Here is a 16,403-nt window from a genome sequence, read left to right on the forward strand (position 1 = left end):
TCCCCTTTTGTGATACAATGATTATACCACATTTCAGAAAGAGTGAGTAAATCATGCCTAAGAAAATCCTTGTTTTACATACAGGTGGGACTATTTCCATGCAGGCCGATGCTTCTGGCGCTGTTGTGACTAGTTCAGATAATCCCATGAACCATGTGTCCAACCCACTTGAAGGAATCCAAGTCCACGCCTTGGACTTTTTTAACCTACCAAGCCCCCATATCAAACCCAAGCATATGCTGGCCCTCTACCAAAAAATTAAGGAGGAAGCTGCTAACTACGATGGGGTGGTGATCACACACGGAACCGATACTTTAGAGGAAACAGCTTATTTCCTTGATACCATGGAAGTTCCCCATATGCCTATCGTTCTAACAGGTGCCATGCGCAGCTCCAATGAACTCGGCAGTGACGGTGTTTATAACTATCTGAGTGCTTTAAGAGTGGCTAGCGATGACAAGGCTGCTGACAAAGGAGTTTTAGTCGTTATGAACGATGAAATCCATGCCGCCAAGTATGTTACCAAAACACATACGACCAATGTCAGTACCTTCCAGACTCCAACACATGGCCCCCTTGGTCTCATCATGAAACAGGAAATTCTCTACTTTAAAACAGCTGAACCCCGCGTCCGCTTTGACCTTGATCACATACAAGGCTTGGTTCCTATCATCTCTGCTTATGCTGGTATGACAGATGAGCTGATTGATATGCTAGATTTGGAACAATTGGATGGTTTGATTATCCAAGCCTTCGGAGCTGGTAATATCCCAAAAGAAACGGCTCAAAAATTAGAAAGCCTTCTGCAAAAAGGAATCCCAGTCGCCCTTGTTTCACGATGCTTTAACGGTATAGCAGAACCTGTTTATGCCTACCAAGGTGGAGGCGTGCAGTTGCAAAAATCTGGTGTCTTCTTTGTTAAAGAACTCAACGCCCAAAAAGCTCGCTTGAAACTCCTTATCGCCCTCAATGCTGGACTAAAAGGACAAGCTTTGAAAGACTATATGGAAGGCTAATACTCTTCGAAAATCTCTTCAAACCACGTCAGCTTCCATCTGCAACCTCAAAGCAGTGTGTTGCGCAGCCTTTAACCAACCGCCTAGTCCGCTCTGTGGTATTCATTACTCAACATCTCTTGTTTAAGAGCACAAAATCAGGAAATCTTCACGATTCCCTGATTTTTTTCTATTTCCGTTTTCGTGTTGAACGACGTTCTGTCAAACCATGAGGCAAGAGAACTTCACGTTCTTCCAACTCTTCCTTGTGCATAATCTTAGTCAACATACGCATACTAATGGCACCAAGGTCATAAAGAGGTTGGGCGATAGTGGTCAAGTTTGGACGGGTAAAGCGTGCAATTTGCGAATCATCACTAGTAATGATCTCAAATTCTTCTGGTACTGACACACCTTTATCAGCCAAACCATTCAAGACTCCTGCTGCCAACTCATCACCTGTCACAACTGCTGCAGTTGCATTTGATGAAATCAAACGCTCTGCTAAGGCGTAACCATCATCATAACTATATTTAGATTCAAATACCAAACCCTCACTATAAGCGATTCCTGCTTTTTTCAAGGCTTCCTTGTAGCCAACTAAACGAACCTTACCATTGATGTCATCCACTAGCGGACCGCTAACGAAAGCAATACGTTCATTTTCTTTAGCAAGGTAACTCACTGCATCAATCGTTGCTTGCTTATAATCAATATTGACACTTGGAAGCTGATGTTCTACATCCACAGTTCCTGCGAGAACAATCGGAGTACGTGAACGCGAAAATTCTGAGCGAATTTTATCTGTCAAGTGATAACCCATAAAGATAATGCCATCTACCTGCTTTGAAAAGAGGGTATTAACAACAGAAACTTCTTTCTCGTTATCTTCATCGCTATTAGCTAGGACAATATTGTACTTGTACATTTCTGCAATATCATCAATCCCCTTGGCCAAACTCGAAAAATAACCATTGGTAATATTTGGAATCACGACACCGACAGTGGTTGTCTTTTTACTTGCAAGACCACGCGCAACTGCATTTGGACGATAATCCAAACGATCAATTACCTCTAGCACTTTTTTACGGGTATTCTCTTTTACATTTTTATTGCCATTGACCACACGGCTGACCGTCGCCATGGAAACTCCAGCTTCACGGGCGACATCATAAATCGTTACTGTATCATCTGTATTCATTCCATTTCCTTTCTATATCATACCTCACGAGACTCCAAAAAAAGAGACGGTATGAAAATTTCGTTTTCATGATTCTACTTATTCCATTTTATCACTATTTGTAAACACTTTCAAGTATTTTTTGAAGATTGTTTGAAAAAAATTTCATAGAAAGCTATGTTTATGAAGAAAAAATTACCTTTTCTTGATTTTTAATCCTATTTGCTGTATGATAAGGGAAAAGAAAGGGGGAAGAAATATGGCTTTTACCAATACCCACATGCGGTCTGCTAGCTTTGGCATTGTTACCAGTTTGCCTGATGACGTTATTGACTCTTTTTGGTATATCATCGACCACTTCTTAAAAAATGTCTTTGAATTGGAGGAGGAACTCGAGTTTCAATTGCTTAATAACCAAGGAAAAATTACCTTCCACTTTTCAAGTCAACATCTCCCTACAGCTATTGATTTTGACTTTAACCACCCTTTCGACCCTCTTTATCCCCCGAGAGTCCTAGTTTTAGATATGGACGGTAGAGAGACTATCCTCCTCCCAGAAGAAAATGACCTATTTTAAAAACTCTAGCCTTCAGTTGCAAGTGACTGAAAACTAGAGTTTTTTCTATTTTTTCAAAGCATTATACAAGTTACGGACAGGTTGCTTTAATGTCGGATGGATAAAATGAGGCGCAATTTCCTGTAAGGATTCAAGGACAAAAAGGCGTTCCGCTATGTAAGGATGAGGCAAGATGAGGTCGTCTGTATAAAGAATCTGATCCTCTACAAAGAGCAAGTCCAAATCAATCAAACGAGGTCCCCAATGTACTTCTCTCACCCGTCCCATCTCTGACTCAATGGCTAACAAGCTCTCTAATAGAACTGGGGCGAGCAACCAGGTTTCTACTTCAACCACTTGATTAGCAAAGCTATCCTGCTCCACACCACCCCAAGGCTCCGTCGCCAAGACACTGGACTCTTTGAGAATATGGATACCTCGATTTCGCATTTTCTCAATGGCTTGTTTCAAGTTTGCTTGTTTATCTCCCATATTGCTTCCTAGGGCGATAAAGGCTCGTTGCTTGCGGCGATGAATGGTTACCGAGCAAGTATCTAGTGGCAAATGCACTGGCGCCCAAGGTTTTTTCAGTTCCAGCTTTATTTCTTGGACAAGAGGATAGGCCTCAAAAGTACGTTCTACCAGTTTGTAGGCTACCGTTTCAATCAAGTCCTCAGTGGTTTCCTGAAACCAAGTCGTCCACTGCTGACACAGTTCTCCATAATGGACAGAAGCCGTTAAATCCAAGTCTGTCGCCGCCTTGGTCATATCATAGGATAGGATTGCGGAAATAACAAACTTCTGCCCCAATTCTTTCTCACTAGGAAAAAGACCATGGTAGGCAAAAATTTCCAAATCTTTAATCTGCAGTTGATCCATAATGATTCCTTTCTAGAAAAATCCGCCCAAAGCGGATTCTTTTTATAGTCCCATTAAACGATAAGCCTGATCTCGGAGGTCCTTATCTGTTTCAAATAGACCACGAGCTACTGTCGTCAAGGTTGCAGTGCCTGGTTTTCTGACACCACGCATACTCATACACATATGTTCTGCCTCAATGACAACAAAGGCTCCCTTAGCTCCTAGATAGTCCATCAAGGCATCGGCCACTTCGATATTCAATCGTTCTTGGATTTGTGGCTTTTTCGAATAAACTTCAACCGTACGGGCAAGTTTGGACAAACCTGCCACACGACCATCTGGAATGTAGGCTATGTGTGCTCTACCATAAAATGGCAAGAAGTGGTGTTCACACATGGTATGGAAAAAGATATCCTTTTCTACCACCATATTATCGTCAATAATCTCAAAGGATTTTGACAAATGTTCCTCCGCTGTTTGACCAAGACCTGAAAAAATCTCTTGGTACATACGAGCGACACGAGCAGGTGTTTCCTGCAAGCCCTCGCGATTAACGTCTTCTCCTACAGCCTCGATAATCATTTTTACAGCTGCTTCAATCTTTTGTGTATCCATTCTCGTTTTTCCTCTCCATCAGATAGGCTCTCACTTGGCTCGAGAAATACAAGGAACCTGTGACAATCCTAACTGTTTTTTTCTCTTCTTTTTTATCTGTCAATTTCTGCTCTAGAAAATCCTGCCAACCTTGGTAGTTGAGATTTCTAGACTTAGCCGCCTCTTCCAGCACGCTTTCATCAGTCGCCCGACTATCGTCAAAATGTGTTAGAGTTAGCTCGGTATCTGGCATGGCCCCCAGCAAGTCCAACATATCCTCCAAGGCCTTGGTTTTGATGCAAGTAAAGAGGATTTCCTTACGATAATCCGCAAAGCGTTCTTGCAAGGTTGCCAATAAGGCCTTGATCGCATGGGGATTGTGGGCTCCATCCAAAATCATCAGGGGGTCTCTCGACACAACTTCCAAACGCCCTGGCCAACTTGTTTCTTCCAAGGCTTGACCAAGCAGGTCATTGCTTGCTAGCTCTCGACCATGTTCTTGACAAAAAGTATCAAGTAAAGCTATGGCCATCCCAGCATTCTCTATCTGGTGCAAGCCAAGCAGGCCAGTTTGGAAGCGACCTTGCCTGACAACACTTGTATAGTCAAAGACTTCGCCTGTAACCACACTCTTTTGATGGCTGACCTGATAATCTGTCCCGTAGGCAAGTCTCGGCGCATCTTTCCCTTCCGCAATGCGGTCAATCACAGCCAAAGCTTCTGGAGCGATACGACCTGTTATCAAGGGAATACCTTGTTTGATAATACCAGCTTTCTGCTCTGCTATGGCTTCCAAGGTATCACCAAGTAGGGCCACATGGTCCAAGCCAATAGTCGTAATTCCTGTCAAAATGGGCTGACAGACATTGGTACTATCTAAAAGTCCACCCATACCGACTTCCATGATAGCCACTTCTACTTGCTCTGCGGCAAAGTAGTCATAGGCCAGGGCTGTGATAATCTCAAACTCGGTTGTACCCTGTAAATTGGCGACCGCTTCTCCCTCCAGCAAAGACTGATAGTCTGCCATGAGGGCTTCTAGCCTAGCCTCTGGAATGGATTCCCCATTGATGCTAATCTGGTCTGTGTAATGAATGAGATAGGGCGAGCTGAACACCCCAACTCTCAGCCCTAGCTTTTCCAGCATATTCTTCAAAAAAGCAATGGTCGAACCCTTGCCGTTAGTCCCTCCGATATGGATGACCTTGAGTTTGAGATGGGGATTTCCACGCAAGGCTAACAGTTCCACCATTCGTTCCAAGCCAAAATGCGGTTGATCCGTCCGGTAGTTAGCAATCCACTGATTGTTTTCAATTTCTTTCATCTTATTTATATTGTTTTAAATCTAGATTTTCCGCTTCATCAGCCAATCGAATGGCTGATGCAATTTCAACTGCCATCTTGTGACTGGCTACGTCATGCACGCGCACCACTTCTACACCCTGTCTTGCAGCGATACTGGTTACATGAGCCGAAGCCGTATCTCGATTGCGGAAACCAAGTTCTGTCTCAGGATTGACTTCAAAACCATTTTCTTCAAGAATATTGATGACAAACCGCTTACGCGACACTCCAAGAAAGATTGGATAGCCCTTCTGATGTAGTTTATCCAAATCCCGTAAAAGAAGCAAATTTTCTTTCTTGGTCAGACCAAAGCCAATTCCTAGATCCAACAGGATATTTTCTTGTGCAATTCCAGCTTGATTTGCTCTCGCTAGTGCACGTTCAAAGAAAGTCTCCATCAAGTCTTCGATTGGCAATTTTTCAAAGTTAGCTAACTCTTCCTCTGTAAAAGCTTGTCCAAAACCAAAATGAGGAAAGATGAGCGAGCTAGGATGCTGAGGTCGAGCCATAACTGGATTAAACATGATGACCACTTTCGCACCAGCCTTAGCAACCACCTCCGCCATTTTCTCATCACCCATAAGACCAGTGATATCATTAACTAGATTGGCACCAGCAGCCAAAGCAGCTTCTGCTACCTGACTCTTCCAAGTATCAATAGAGATGAGGACATCACTTTCCTTGCGAATCGCTTTAATCACTGGAACAACACGCTGGATTTCCTCTTCTATCTCAACATAGCTATAGCTACTTCCCGGCCGAGTCGATTCTCCGCCGATATCTAGCATACTAGCCCCTTCTGCTATCAATTTACGAGCCTGCTGGAGTGCCTGCTCAAGAGCAAAAAATTGACCACCATCCGAAAAGGAATCTGGGGTTACATTGATAATTCCGCAAATAGCTGTCTTTGCATGATTTACTTTAGTTGACATATCGGTCACTCCCTCAAGGCTTTTCACCATATTATTTCTCTATTTTACCATAAAAAGAAAAAGATGGACACTATTGCATTCATCTTTTTTCCCAATAGAAACAAGTAAGCAATTGTCAAAAATCTTAAACAGAAATCCCTAATGTCCGACTCATGATCACCACAAGAGCCAACAAACAGAAAGCAACCCCATTCACAATCATGTGAAGTAAGATAGACATTTCCAAACGTTGGGTTTTATAAACTGTCCAAGTTAGCACAGTTGACATTCCTCCATAGATAAGAAGAGAAGGTAGATTTGTCGGTAAATGAAGCAAGGCAAAGATAATAGCACCGACTATATAACCCACATTTTCTTTACCACGAAAGAGTTTTTTAGGAATCACTCCTCGACATAAAATCTCCTCACAAATAGGAGCTATTAGAACCAGTAAGAAAAAACTGGAAATTAAGGAACTATTCTGGACCAAATCATTAATATTTGATTGATTGCTGGTTGTTGTTTCATTCATCAAACGCAGTAAGACCACACCAAGAATATTAAAGGCAAGAATCACTAGATAGCTTAAGGCCAATCTAGCCAAATCCTTAACCTTGAAAAACGATAAACCAAAACTAGCCAACTGTGTTTTCCTAGCACCTATTATAAATACAGTTAAAACCACAAGAGATAAGGTCCCTACTAATAGTCCAGTTTGAAGCAGTGGAAATTTTCTGCTAGTTAGAAAAGTTGCTAGAGCTAAAGGAAACTGAGAAAACAAAAGCCCTACTAGAAAGATTATTAACCACTTCCCCCTGTTTAATACTTCATCCCAAATATTCTTTTTTATCATCAATTATACTCCTACCATTCAATCAAAATCACCTACCTAGTTTGAAGCAATTTTCAAGTAACTATAATATAAAAAGGGGAGAACCCCTTTTTATATTATAGCATTTATAGTGCCATACTGATGTAGTTAAGGATAAACAAGGCATCCAAAATCCAAATCATGACATGAACATCTTTAGCTTGACCTTTGACAAGCTTAGTCAAAGTGTAAGTCAAGAAACCAACTGCAATCCCTTGAGTGATAGAGTAGCTGAATCCCATAAAGATAGATGTGAAGAAAGCAGGAACCGCTTCAGACATATCGTCCCAATGGATATTTTTCAAGCTAGCCAACATCATAATCCCAACGATAATCAAGATTGGAGCTGTAGCAGCTGTTGGTACAATCGCTAGAAGTGGGCTAAAGAAGCTTGAGATCGCAAAACAGATAGCTACAACCAAAGCTGTCAAACCAGTACGTCCACCTGCACCGATACCAGCAGCAGACTCAACATAAGTCGTTACGTTCGAAGTACCAGCGATGGCACCAATTGAAGTACCAATCAAGTCAGAGTAAAGAGCCTTGTCCAACTTAGCTGATTGGTGATTTTCACCATTTGTCGCTACGATACCAACTTTTTCACCTGTACCGATCAAGGTACCAATTGTATCAAAAATATCTGTCAATGAAAAGGCAAGAATAGCCATCAGAGTTTCAGGCAAGCGAGCTGTATCTGAAATCAAAGCTCCCAAACCTTCTGAACCAAGAGCTGCACCAAAGATTGTCTTCAAATCTTTAAAAGCTGCACCAACATGGTTATTAGCAAAATCGATGCTTGACAAATCTACCAAACCAACTGCAATAGCAAGAACAGTTGTTGTCAAGATAGAGAGGAGAATTCCCCCTTTAATTCCTTTGATGACAAAGAAAATTGTGATAGCGAGTCCTGCAAGAGCCACCAAAACAGCTGGATTATTAAAGCTGACCAATCCTGGAACTGCTGAAGAGTTTGCTGCAATCGTTGCTTGAGCTTTGTCAGCCCCTTCTCCTATAGCAGTATAGTTTCCTGGATCAATCGTGAATTTCAAAAGTCCAGCATTCTTAATCCCCACGTAGGCAAGGAAGACACCAATACCGGCTGAAATAGCTGAGCGAAGGGCATTTGGAATCGATTCAATGATCATTTTACGAACATTTGTCAAGGTAATAATCAATGAAATAATCCCACAGATGAAGACCATAGCTAGGGCTTCTTGCCAAGAATAACCAAGTCCAAATACGACCGTAAAGGTAAAGAAGGCATTGAGTCCCATACCTGGCGCTTGGGCATAAGGTAAGTTGGCGTAGAAAGCCATCATCAAGGTACCCGCTACTGCACCAATAATCGTTGCTAGGAAGACACCCTGAGCAGGCATTCCTGTTTGTGAAAGCATTTGTGGGTTTACAAAGAGAATATAGCTCATTGCAAAGAAAGTCGTTAAACCAGCGAGAACCTCTGTACGAACGTCTGTACCGTTCTCTTTTAGTTTAAATAATTTGTCCATTATCAATCTCCTTTTAATTTTTACGAACAATAATAGAATTATATCATTTATCATTCACTTTTTCAATATCTTTGTTTGATTTATTTAAGAATTTGATGAAATTTCTTTTTTTGTTTCGAATCTGCTTTTCTGCCTGCTTTCTGTTATAATAGTAGACATCTTATCTGAAAAGACACTAGAAAGGTCCCTATGACGAAAAAAATTATTGCAGTTGACCTGGATGGAACCCTGCTCAACTCAGACAGTCAAATTTCTGACTTTACCAAAGAAACCATAAAAAAAGTTGCTGAAAAAGGCCATCAAGTTATTATTACGACAGGGCGCCCTTACCGCATGTCAAAAGATTTTTACCATGAACTAGGCTTAGACACTCCTATGATTAATTTCAACGGCTCCCTTACTCATTTACCAGACCAAGTTTGGGATTTTGAAAAGTGTTTGACGGTAGACAAAAAATATCTTTTAGATATGGTTCGACGTTCAGAGGACATTCAAGCCGATTTTATCGCTGGAGAATATCGTAAAAAATTCTACATTACAAATCCTAATGAAGAAATTGCCAATCCCAAACTATTTGGTGTAGAAGCTTTCCAGCCTGAAGATCAACTCCAGCCTGAATTGGTGACCAAGGATCCTAACTGTATTCTGTTACAGACCAGAGCCAGTGACAAATATGCCTTGGCAAAAGAAATGAACGCCTTCTACCAGCATCAACTGTCTATCAATACCTGGGGAGGTCCGCTCAATATCCTTGAGTGTACCCCAAAAGGTGTCAACAAGGCCTTCGCCTTGGACTACTTGCTCAAGGTAATGAACCGTGACAAAAAAGATTTGATTGCTTTTGGAGATGAGCACAATGATACCGAAATGCTCGCTTTTTCTGGGAAGGGCTATGCCATGAAAAATGCCAATCCAGAGCTACTCCCCTATGCAGATGAACAAATTTCCCTGACCAATGACCAAGATGGAGTTGCCAAAACCCTGCAAGACTTATTCTTATAGTCCTTACTGACCAGCTTGCAAGCTGGTCTTTGTGCTCTTTTCACAGTCTCATCAACCAGTTAATCGATTGTTCTACTTTTTGCCTCCAAAACCTTGGAAAAGGCTTTCTTTTGTGATATAATTCACATATAAATACAAGAGAGCTCGTTACACTCGACTCTGTTGACACAAAATCAATCCAGTCCCGTTGTCCCTGTTCTCGGTCAATATAAAGGAGGATAGCTATGAAAGCTGTTGTTGTAAATCCAGAAAGCACTGGTGTTGCTGTTGAAGAAAAAGTACTCCGTCCACTTGAAACTGGGGAAGCACTTGTAGAAATTGAATACTGTGGTGTTTGCCACACTGACCTCCACGTTGCTCATGGTGACTTTGGTCAAGTACCAGGACGTGTTCTTGGCCACGAAGGTGTTGGTATCGTTAAAGAAATTGCCCCAGATGTAAAAAGCCTTAAAGTCGGCGACCGCGTCAGCGTTGCTTGGTTCTTTGAAGGATGTGGCACTTGCGAATACTGTACAACTGGTCGCGAAACTCTTTGCCGTACAGTGAAAAATGCCGGCTACTCAGTAGACGGTGGTATGGCTGAACAATGTATCGTAACTGCTGACTATGCTGTCAAAGTTCCTGACGGACTTGATCCAGCCCAAGCTTCTTCTATCACATGTGCTGGCGTAACAACCTATAAAGCTATTAAAGAAGCAAAAGTTGAACCAGGTCAATGGGTTGTTCTTTACGGTGCTGGTGGACTTGGTAACCTAGCTGTTCAATACGCTAAAAAAGTATTCAATGCTCATGTCATCGCAGTTGATATCAACAACGACAAACTTGCCCTTGCAAAGGAAGTCGGTGCTGATGTCGTTATTAACGGCCTAGAAGTTGATGATGTACCAGGACTCATCAGAGAAAAAACTGATGGAGGAGCTCATTCAGCTGTCGTAACTGCTGTATCTAAAGTTGCCTTCAACCAGGCTGTTGACTCCGTTCGTGCTGGTGGTCGCGTCGTCGCTGTCGGTCTTCCTTCTGAAATGATGGAACTCAGCATCGTTAAAACAGTCCTCGATGGAATCCAAGTCATCGGTTCTCTTGTAGGAACTCGTAAAGACTTGGAAGAAGCCTTCCAATTCGGTGCAGAAGGTTTAGTAGTTCCAGTTGTTCAAAAACGTCCAATAGAAGATGCCGTAGCCATTTTCGACGAAATGGAAAAAGGGCAAATCCAAGGACGTATGGTACTCGACTTCACCCACTAATCTAATAGAAACCTATTTTAAAAGTTGGAAGCTTCTTCCAACTTTTTTATATTAAATTTTTAAATAAGGATTCAAAAAAACTTCTCTAAAACTCAATATATCAATATTTTTAGATGTAATCTTTTTAATTATTTTATGATAAATAGTTGATTTTTAGATGAAAACGGTTTATACTTAAAAAGTCTTAAAGTTTTCTTAAACGAAAACTAAAACAAAAAAGGAGGAATGACAATAATGAGTATCGGAATCATTATTGCGAGCCACGGCGAATTTGCTGCGGGTATTCATCAGTCAGGATCTATGATCTTTGGTGAACAAGAAAAGGTTCTAGTTGTAACCTTTATGCCAAATGAAGGTCCTGATGATTTATACGCTAAGTTTAATAACGCTGTTGCTGCATTTGACGCAGAAGATGAGGTTCTAGTTTTGGCTGACCTTTGGAGTGGATCTCCATTCAACCAAGCTAGTCGCGTGATGGGAGAAAATCCTGAACGTAAGTTTGCCATCATCACAGGACTGAATTTACCGATGTTGATTCAAGCCTATACAGAGCGCCTCATGGACGCTGCTGCAGGTGTAGAAAAAGTCGCTGCGAATATTATTAAAGAAGCCAAAGATGGCATCAAAGCTCTTCCAGAAGAGCTAAACCCAGTTGAGGAAGTAGCAAGCGCTGCAGCTGCTCCAGTTGCCCAAGCTGCTATCCCAGAAGGAACTGTTATCGGAGACGGTAAACTCAAAATCAATCTTGCCCGTCTTGACACACGTCTACTTCACGGTCAGGTTGCAACTGCTTGGACTCCAGATTCAAAAGCAAATCGTATCATCGTTGCTTCAGATAACGTAGCTAAAGACGACCTTCGTAAAGAATTGATTAAACAAGCAGCTCCAGGTAAAGTGAAAGCAAACGTTGTTCCTATCCAAAAACTGATTGAGGTTGCAAAAGATCCTCGCTTCGGAGAAACACATGCCCTTATCTTGTTTGAAACACCTCAAGATGCCCTTCGTGCTATCGAAGGTGGCGTGCCAATCAAAACTCTTAATGTTGGATCAATGGCTCACTCAACAGGTAAGACAATGGTTAACAACGTTTTGTCTATGGATAAAGAAGACGTTGCTACATTTGAAAAAATGCGTGACCTTGGTGTTGAATTTGATGTCCGTAAAGTACCAAACGACACCAAAAAAGATTTGTTTGACTTGATTAACAAAGCAAACGTGCAATAATCGATTTTATGAAAGGATTTTAAAGATGTCTATTATTTCTATGGTTTTAGTAGTCGTTGTAGCCTTCCTAGCAGGTCTTGAAGGTATCCTCGACCAGTTCCAATTCCATCAACCAATCGTAGCTTGTACCCTTATCGGTCTTGTTACCGGTAACCTTGAAGCAGGGATCATCCTTGGTGGTTCTCTTCAAATGATCGCCCTTGGTTGGGCTAACATCGGAGCTGCCGTAGCTCCTGACGCTGCTCTTGCTTCTGTTGCTGCTGCCATTATCATGGTTCTTGGTGGCGACTTTACTAAGACAGGTATCGGTGTTGCCCAAGCGGTTGCTATCCCTCTTGCAGTTGCTGGTCTATTCTTGACTATGATTGTCCGTACACTCTCTGTCGGATTGGTTCACACTGCTGATGCTTCTGCTAAAAAAGGTGACTTCAAAGCAGTTGAACGTGCTCACTTTGTCGCACTTCTTCTTCAAGGTCTTCGTATTGCAGTCCCTGCAGCACTCCTTCTAATGGTACCAACTGAAACAGTACAAAGCATTCTAAATGCTATGCCTGATTGGCTCAAAGATGGTATGGCTATCGGTGGTGGTATGGTTGTTGCCGTTGGTTACGCTATGGTTATCAACATGATGGCAACTCGTGAAGTATGGCCATTCTTCGCTATCGGTTTCGTTCTCGCTGCCGTGTCAGATATTACTCTAATCGGATTTGGTGCTATCGGTGTTGCTATCGCTCTTATCTACCTTCACCTTTCTAAAACTGGTGGAAATGGTGGCGGAGGAGCTACAACCTCTAACGACCCAATCGGCGATATCCTAGAAGACTACTAAGATAAGAAAGGACTGAAAACATCATGACTGAAAAACTTCAATTAACTAAATCAGATCGTAAAAAAGTTTGGTGGCGTTCAACTTTCTTACAAGGTTCTTGGAACTATGAACGTATGCAAAACTTGGGTTGGGCTTACTCATTAATTCCAGCTCTTAAAAAACTCTACACTAAAAAAGAAGATCAAATCGCTGCTCTTGAACGCCATCTTGAGTTCTTCAACACTCACCCATACGTAGCCGCTCCAATCATGGGGGTTACTCTTGCACTTGAAGAAGAACGTGCTAACGGTGTGGAAATCGATGACGCTGCTATCCAAGGGGTTAAAATCGGTATGATGGGACCTCTTGCTGGTATCGGTGACCCAGTATTCTGGTTTACAGTACGCCCAATCCTTGGATCACTCGGTGCTTCACTTGCCCTTACTGGCAATATCTTAGGTCCAATCCTCTTCTTCGTTCTTTGGAACTTGATTCGTATGTCATTCTTGTGGTATACACAAGAGATTGGATACAAGGCTGGATCAGAAATCACTAAAGATATGTCTGGCGGTATCCTCCAAGATATCACTAAAGGTGCTTCTATCCTTGGTATGTTCATTCTTGCTGTCCTTGTTCAACGTTGGGTAAATATTAAATTTGCTTTCGATGTTGCCAAAGTTCAACTAGATGAAAAGGCTTATATCCATTGGGATAAATTGCCAGAAGGATCTAAAGGTATCCAAGAAGCATTCGCACAAGTAGGACAAGGATTATCTCAAACACCTGAAAAAGTTACTACTTTCCAACAAAACTTGGATATGTTGATTCCTGGACTATCAGGACTACTCCTTACTTTCCTTTGCATGTACTTGCTTAAGAAAAAAGTATCTCCAATCACTATTATCCTTGCACTCTTCGCAGTGGGTATTGTGGCACATGTTCTTCACATCATGTAATCAAGCAACTTAAAAGGAATCAGGTTCTAAAATCTGATTCCTTTTTTCTATGCTTTTATTCAGCCAAAGCTCCCATTGGATCCCATGGTGCGAGTACAATTGGTTCTGCTCCATAGGCAGCTTGTTCTTCTACTGTCAGCAATTCCTTACGGACAACGATTTGGTATGTGTATTCGTCCATCCAAACGTCTGAAGCAACAAAGTAACCATCTGCACCAACCTTGTCTCCCCAAGAGTTTTCAACCTTCCACTTGGTTGACTTGCCATTTTCATCCAAGTCAACACCTGTCAAAACCATGGCGTGGGTCATCAAGCTTTCGCTGTAGTCCAAACGTCCAGCCTTGTCTTGAGTGAGTTTAATGTCCATGCTTGATTCAAAGTCATAAACATCTGTCGCAAGAATTCCAGCTTTACGGTTGCTGAGCTGACCGACATCAGAACCAAACCAAACAGTCTCACCGGCTTGCATTTGAGCAATCGCCAATTCTTTCAAGCGTTCCATTGGAACGTTGATGTAGCGAACTGCACGGCTACCAACCACATTCCCCAACATCTCAACTGTGTAAGATTTACCGTAAGGCTTGTCAGCAGTTGGAGCATTAATAACAGAAACATAGTCTTCTAGAGGAAGGTCAACATATTTCTTGTAAAACTCTTGTGGTGTAATGCCCTTTTCACTTTGGTAGTTATCATCCTTGTCACGATAAGCAAAGTCAAATTTACGTGGTGGAAGTCCTAAAGACATAGCAAGGAAGTTAAAGATTTCTTGCAAGAGGTCTTCTTTCTTAGCTTGAACAGTCGCTTGGTCCGCACCAGAAGCGAGCAAGTCACGCAAGATTTGAGCATCTTGACGAAGCAATTTGTTAAGAATCGCATTTAGCTCACGACTGCTACTAGATGAAACAGACTCAGGGTAAACTGACTTAGGCACGACACCGTATTTCTCAAAGAGAGAAACGACCATATCCCATTGACCACCATCTTGTTGAGGTGTTTGGAGTAAGAAGCTAACCTTGCGGCTAGTCAATTCTTGGTCTGAAGTCGCAATGACTTGCTCCAAGAACCAGTTTGATTTCTCATACTTGTCCCAGAAGAAGGTGTGGGCCTGTGATAACTCAAAATTTTCTAGTTTGTATTGTGAGATGAGCTTGTGGCGGAAAGTGTTGAGAGCTGCAAACATCCAGCAACGACCAGACGCTTTCTGGTTGGTTACCTTGTCCTTGGTCAAATCCAACGAGAAAACAGGTGTGTTATCTACATGGCTTTGGCGACGTTCTAAGGCTGCAAAAATTCCGTTGTGGCTGGCAGCATTTTCAATCGCTTGGTATTTGACATTTGCTTCATAATTGGCAAATAGTTTATCAGTAAATGATTCTTGAATCGCGTTCATAGATTCCTCCTTTTATTCTACAGTCTATTATAACTCTTTTCACAAAGGAAGCAACTGAAAAACATAAAAGGCAAGGATATTCTTCCTCACCTTTTTCGAATATAAACCAAACTAAGCAATACTAGCACGGAGATCTTCTAATTCTTCCTTGGTCAAGCGACGCCATTCTCCTCGCTGCAAGTTCTCATCCAATACTAGAGTTCCCATAGTCAAACGTTGCAAGTCTACTACTTCCTTGCCACAGTAGCCCACCATACGCTTGACCTGATGAAACTTCCCTTCTGCAATAGTCACACGGATTTGGCTCTGATTCTTTTCTGCATCCGTGGAAAGAATCTCCAGTCCAGCGGGCTGACAGGTAAAGTCTTTGAGAGGAATACCCTCAGCAAATATCTCCACATCTTCTTGGGTCATAATTCCCTTGACCTGGGCCAGATAAGTCTTATCCACATGACGCTTTGGCGAAAGAAGAGCATGGGCCAGCTTGCCGTCATTGGTCAAGAGCAAAAGACCATGCGTGTCAATATCCAAGCGTCCTACTGGGAAAACTTCCTTGCTCCGAGCAATATTATCCAGCAAGTCCAGAACGGTTCTGTGCTTAGGATCCTCAGTCGCTGAGATAACTCCTTTGGGCTTGTTCATCATGTAGTAGACAAACTCTTCATACTCCAACACTTGCCCATCAAAGCGAATGTCATCTCTTTCTTCATCAATCTGCAATTTAGCTGATTTCTCTTTTTTACCATTTACCGTCACGCGCCCAGCCTTGAGCAAGTTTTTGACCTCTGTCCGACTCCCTACAGCGCAGGCAACTAAAAATTTATCTAATCTCATAGAACTATTATATCATACTCAAAAGGAGGCTGGTACAATGACCAACCTCCTTTTCGTTTCATACTCTTCAAAAATCTCTTCAAACCGCGTCAACGTCGCCTTGCCGTGGGTATGGTTACTGACTTCGT

General features: G+C 42.1%; 16 protein-coding genes. 7 read left to right on the forward strand and 9 right to left on the reverse strand.

From position 1 onward, the window contains the following. Positions 1-53 precede the first annotated feature (53 nt). Positions 54-1,016 (forward strand): asparaginase, encoded by a 963-nt coding sequence (locus tag HT714_RS02615; protein WP_173251435.1) that lies wholly within the window; start codon positions 54-56, stop codon positions 1,014-1,016. A 169-nt stretch (positions 1,017-1,185) separates the two neighbouring features. Here HT714_RS02615 and ccpA read toward each other — a convergent pair whose 3' ends face one another. Beyond that, entirely contained in the window at positions 1,186-2,196 is a 1,011-nt protein-coding gene (gene ccpA / locus HT714_RS02620) for a catabolite control protein A (RefSeq protein WP_173226001.1), read from the reverse strand. A gap of 238 nt (positions 2,197-2,434) precedes the next feature. Here ccpA and HT714_RS02625 point away from each other — a divergent pair, with 238 nt between their 5' ends. Continuing rightward, positions 2,435-2,752 carry a DUF960 domain-containing protein gene (locus HT714_RS02625; RefSeq protein ID WP_000886035.1) on the forward strand — a complete coding sequence of 106 codons (318 nt, stop codon included), beginning with the start codon at positions 2,435-2,437 and terminating at the stop codon, positions 2,750-2,752. Positions 2,753-2,797: 45 nt separating this feature from the next. Here the strand turns inward: HT714_RS02625 and folK are convergent, their stop codons facing one another. From folK to HT714_RS02655, 6 genes are all read right to left on the reverse strand, one after another. Next, positions 2,798-3,610, reverse strand: a complete 813-nt coding sequence (gene folK, locus HT714_RS02630; RefSeq protein ID WP_173225999.1) for a 2-amino-4-hydroxy-6-hydroxymethyldihydropteridine diphosphokinase — start codon at positions 3,608-3,610, stop codon at positions 2,798-2,800. Between the two features lie 42 nt (positions 3,611-3,652). Continuing rightward, positions 3,653-4,207 carry a GTP cyclohydrolase I FolE gene (gene folE / locus HT714_RS02635; protein ID WP_000380921.1) on the reverse strand — a complete coding sequence of 185 codons (555 nt, stop codon included), beginning with the start codon at positions 4,205-4,207 and terminating at the stop codon, positions 3,653-3,655. Continuing rightward, positions 4,188-5,510, reverse strand: a complete 1,323-nt coding sequence (locus HT714_RS02640) for a folylpolyglutamate synthase/dihydrofolate synthase family protein (protein ID WP_173225997.1) — start codon at positions 5,508-5,510, stop codon at positions 4,188-4,190. Before HT714_RS02640 ends, folE begins: the two co-directional genes overlap by 20 nt. Before the next feature lies 1 nt (position 5,511). Beyond that, the gene (gene folP, locus HT714_RS02645) at positions 5,512-6,492 is read right to left on the reverse strand and encodes a dihydropteroate synthase (RefSeq protein WP_173225995.1); all 981 of its coding nucleotides are present in this window, start codon (positions 6,490-6,492) and stop codon (positions 5,512-5,514) included. A gap of 94 nt (positions 6,493-6,586) precedes the next feature. Further along, entirely contained in the window at positions 6,587-7,294 is a 708-nt protein-coding gene (locus tag HT714_RS02650) for a type II CAAX endopeptidase family protein (protein WP_173225993.1), read from the reverse strand. A 104-nt stretch (positions 7,295-7,398) separates the two neighbouring features. Continuing rightward, complete coding sequence (locus HT714_RS02655; RefSeq protein WP_049512097.1) at positions 7,399-8,817, reverse strand: NCS2 family permease; 1,419 nt, start codon at positions 8,815-8,817, stop codon at positions 7,399-7,401. Positions 8,818-9,006: 189 nt separating this feature from the next. Here HT714_RS02655 and HT714_RS02660 point away from each other — a divergent pair, with 189 nt between their 5' ends. The 5 genes from HT714_RS02660 (at position 9,007) to HT714_RS02680 (ending at position 14,051) form a co-directional block, all read left to right on the forward strand. Continuing rightward, positions 9,007-9,819 carry a Cof-type HAD-IIB family hydrolase gene (locus HT714_RS02660; protein ID WP_173225992.1) on the forward strand — a complete coding sequence of 271 codons (813 nt, stop codon included), beginning with the start codon at positions 9,007-9,009 and terminating at the stop codon, positions 9,817-9,819. A gap of 224 nt (positions 9,820-10,043) precedes the next feature. Continuing rightward, the gene (gene adhP, locus HT714_RS02665) at positions 10,044-11,063 is read left to right on the forward strand and encodes an alcohol dehydrogenase AdhP (RefSeq protein ID WP_173225990.1); all 1,020 of its coding nucleotides are present in this window, start codon (positions 10,044-10,046) and stop codon (positions 11,061-11,063) included. A 234-nt stretch (positions 11,064-11,297) separates the two neighbouring features. Then, positions 11,298-12,287 carry a PTS sugar transporter subunit IIB gene (locus HT714_RS02670; protein ID WP_173225988.1) on the forward strand — a complete coding sequence of 330 codons (990 nt, stop codon included), beginning with the start codon at positions 11,298-11,300 and terminating at the stop codon, positions 12,285-12,287. 25 nt (positions 12,288-12,312) lie between these two features. After that, complete coding sequence (locus HT714_RS02675; RefSeq protein WP_173225986.1) at positions 12,313-13,116, forward strand: PTS mannose/fructose/sorbose transporter subunit IIC; 804 nt, start codon at positions 12,313-12,315, stop codon at positions 13,114-13,116. 23 nt (positions 13,117-13,139) lie between these two features. Beyond that, positions 13,140-14,051, forward strand: coding sequence for a PTS system mannose/fructose/sorbose family transporter subunit IID (locus HT714_RS02680; RefSeq protein WP_033676082.1), 912 nt, complete (start codon positions 13,140-13,142; stop codon positions 14,049-14,051). 55 nt (positions 14,052-14,106) lie between these two features. On the opposite strand, the gene pepC is transcribed toward HT714_RS02680, so the two are convergent. Both pepC and HT714_RS02690 read right to left on the reverse strand, forming a co-directional pair. Beyond that, positions 14,107-15,441 (reverse strand): aminopeptidase C, encoded by a 1,335-nt coding sequence (gene pepC / locus HT714_RS02685; protein WP_173225984.1) that lies wholly within the window; start codon positions 15,439-15,441, stop codon positions 14,107-14,109. 111 nt (positions 15,442-15,552) lie between these two features. Continuing rightward, positions 15,553-16,275 (reverse strand): pseudouridine synthase, encoded by a 723-nt coding sequence (locus HT714_RS02690; protein ID WP_173225982.1) that lies wholly within the window; start codon positions 16,273-16,275, stop codon positions 15,553-15,555. Positions 16,276-16,403: the final 128 nt, after the last annotated feature.

The sequence above is a fragment of the Streptococcus sp. 3705 genome, assembly GCF_013277145.1.
Classification (GTDB): Bacteria; Bacillota; Bacilli; order Lactobacillales; family Streptococcaceae; genus Streptococcus.

What these genes read in the sequence shown, in the direction of transcription:
- HT714_RS02615 (WP_173251435.1), top strand. Translation starts at nt 54, where the DNA reads ATGCCTAAGAAAATCCTTGTTTTACATACAGGTGGGACTATTTCCATG.
- ccpA (WP_173226001.1), bottom strand. Translation starts at nt 2,196, where the DNA reads ATGAATACAGATGATACAGTAACGATTTATGATGTCGCCCGTGAAGCT.
- HT714_RS02625 (WP_000886035.1), top strand. Translation starts at nt 2,435, where the DNA reads ATGGCTTTTACCAATACCCACATGCGGTCTGCTAGCTTTGGCATTGTT.
- folK (WP_173225999.1), bottom strand. Translation starts at nt 3,610, where the DNA reads ATGGATCAACTGCAGATTAAAGATTTGGAAATTTTTGCCTACCATGGT.
- folE (WP_000380921.1), bottom strand. Translation starts at nt 4,207, where the DNA reads ATGGATACACAAAAGATTGAAGCAGCTGTAAAAATGATTATCGAGGCT.
- HT714_RS02640 (WP_173225997.1), bottom strand. Translation starts at nt 5,510, where the DNA reads ATGAAAGAAATTGAAAACAATCAGTGGATTGCTAACTACCGGACGGAT.
- folP (WP_173225995.1), bottom strand. Translation starts at nt 6,492, where the DNA reads ATGGTGAAAAGCCTTGAGGGAGTGACCGATATGTCAACTAAAGTAAAT.
- HT714_RS02650 (WP_173225993.1), bottom strand. Translation starts at nt 7,294, where the DNA reads ATGATAAAAAAGAATATTTGGGATGAAGTATTAAACAGGGGGAAGTGG.
- HT714_RS02655 (WP_049512097.1), bottom strand. Translation starts at nt 8,817, where the DNA reads ATGGACAAATTATTTAAACTAAAAGAGAACGGTACAGACGTTCGTACA.
- HT714_RS02660 (WP_173225992.1), top strand. Translation starts at nt 9,007, where the DNA reads ATGACGAAAAAAATTATTGCAGTTGACCTGGATGGAACCCTGCTCAAC.
- adhP (WP_173225990.1), top strand. Translation starts at nt 10,044, where the DNA reads ATGAAAGCTGTTGTTGTAAATCCAGAAAGCACTGGTGTTGCTGTTGAA.
- HT714_RS02670 (WP_173225988.1), top strand. Translation starts at nt 11,298, where the DNA reads ATGAGTATCGGAATCATTATTGCGAGCCACGGCGAATTTGCTGCGGGT.
- HT714_RS02675 (WP_173225986.1), top strand. Translation starts at nt 12,313, where the DNA reads ATGTCTATTATTTCTATGGTTTTAGTAGTCGTTGTAGCCTTCCTAGCA.
- HT714_RS02680 (WP_033676082.1), top strand. Translation starts at nt 13,140, where the DNA reads ATGACTGAAAAACTTCAATTAACTAAATCAGATCGTAAAAAAGTTTGG.
- pepC (WP_173225984.1), bottom strand. Translation starts at nt 15,441, where the DNA reads ATGAACGCGATTCAAGAATCATTTACTGATAAACTATTTGCCAATTAT.
- HT714_RS02690 (WP_173225982.1), bottom strand. Translation starts at nt 16,275, where the DNA reads ATGAGATTAGATAAATTTTTAGTTGCCTGCGCTGTAGGGAGTCGGACA.